This is a genomic window from Microcoleus sp. Pol12B4, assembly GCF_036701385.1.
In the GTDB taxonomy this organism is placed as follows: Bacteria; Cyanobacteriota; Cyanobacteriia; order Cyanobacteriales; family Microcoleaceae; genus Microcoleus.
The window spans coordinates 1-1664 of record NZ_JAUBQR010000428.1 but is presented as its reverse complement, the minus strand read 5'-3'; the positions used below and the strand labels follow the sequence as shown (position 1 = coordinate 1664).

Annotated in this window: 2 protein-coding genes; both read left to right on the top strand. The window is 43.3% G+C overall.

Going from position 1 to position 1664, the window contains the following annotated elements; all coding sequences use genetic code 11:
• A partial coding sequence (gene epsC / locus QUA38_RS28780; protein WP_333167909.1) for a serine O-acetyltransferase EpsC occupies window positions 1–534 on the top strand: 534 nt, incomplete at its 5' end.
• Window positions 535–621: 87 nt separating this feature from the next.
• Window positions 622–1206, top strand: a complete 585-nt coding sequence (locus QUA38_RS28775; protein ID WP_333167906.1) for a Crp/Fnr family transcriptional regulator — start codon at window positions 622–624, stop codon at window positions 1204–1206.
• The last annotated feature ends 458 nt before the right edge of the window (window positions 1207–1664 follow it).

Below are 1664 nucleotides of genomic sequence, written 5' to 3'. Positions count from 1 at the left end.
ATCCACCCAGGAGCAAAAATTGGTAGGGGCGTGTTTATCGACCACGGCATGGGGGTGGTAATTGGCGAAACTGCGATAGTTGGAGATTATGCTGTCATTTATCAAGGAGCGACCATTGGCGGCACGGGTAAAGAAATAGGAAAACGGCATCCAACACTGGGAGAAAATGTAGTGGTAGGGGCGGGTGCTAAAGTTTTAGGGAATATTCAAATTGGCAATAATGTTCGGATTGGTGCGGGTTCGGTAGTGCTACGGGATGTCCCTAGCGATTGCACAGTTGTGGGAATTCCCGGTCGCATCATTTCTCGGAAAAAGCAGGTGGAAGATGCTCAAAATTCTCAAGGTCTACCGGATTTGGAAGCTCAAGCGATTCGAGCTTTGTTCGATAGAATTAAGGAGTTAGAAGAGCAGGTTGATTTTTTAAAATCTCAATTATCTCCGAGCCAAACAGAGCAAGCAGAGGTCGAAAAACATGAATTATTCCTGTCTTCTGATTTATTCATTACCCAGTTTTTAGACGGTGCAGGAATCTAGTAAGGCTTTAATTTATATAGATTTTTGCCAGCCAAACTATCCTGCTGCCATTGGAAAAACTAACTTTTATTCTTTCAATAACTGGTTATGACTATTGCTTCTCTTTCCACTAAAACTTTTGATGAAACGAGCCGCCATATATTTCCTCGCCGCTCGCACTTGCCCAACAGAAGCAATGCTCTGTGGCGGATTGAAAGTGGAGTAGTGCGAACTGTAACGTGGCTGGAAGATGGCACAATTATCACCTTGGGATTGTGGGGGCCAGGTGATACTATCGGCAAACCGATATCAAAATGCGATCCTTTTCAAATTGAATGCCTCACTAAAGTTGAGGCAATTTTACTATGTGGCGATCGCTGGCTAAATAAAGATATTTTGCTCACTCACATTCAGCAGGCTGAAGATTTTATGGTAATGCGAGGTTACAAAAGAGTTGATTTTATGCTCTATCAACTATTAACTTGGCTGGCTAAGAGGTTTGGTTCTGAGGTAGAGCGAGGACATCTGATCGATATGATTTTAACGCATCAGGATATTGCAGAAATTATCGGTACAAGTCGCGTAACTGTCACTCGCACCCTCGGTCATTTTGAGCAGCAAGGCTTGATAGATCGTCTGCCACTCCACCGAATTATTCTGCAACCTTCTGAGGTGTGGCACTACGAAATATAAAAGGATATTAATCGTTAATAGTTTACGGTTGCTGATGTAGGTGGTAGGAAGGCGGTGCTAAAAAACTCTTCGCTGACAATGCGATATTCGAGCAAATTCACAGTTCTATAGACAAGAAATAATTTGGAGAGAATGTGCGTTAAGTTTTATCATCGACTCGTCAATAACTTCAAAAGCAAGTGCGATCATCGCCCTTGTTTTTCTGTTTCTCCTGATTTCTTTCTTCTCACTGCAAACAGATGCGATATCTCGCACCTGTTGATTGCCGCCAAGTAGGTGAGTATGAATAAACTTAACGATGAGACAGCATATATCCACCTACTTACTTAGCAGTTACTTGAAGGGGGCGGTATTGCCTGTAAAATACTCGCTCCCTGCAATATTTGAGACTTTCGGGATCTACCCGCTTTTGGGTATTCCCAAGACGGTGCAAAGGGCGGAACCAAGAAGGGGCAAGC

Coding starts and splice junctions, on each gene's coding strand:
- QUA38_RS28775 (WP_333167906.1), top strand. CDS start 622: ATGACTATTGCTTCTCTTTCCACTAAAACTTTTGATGAAACGAGCCGC.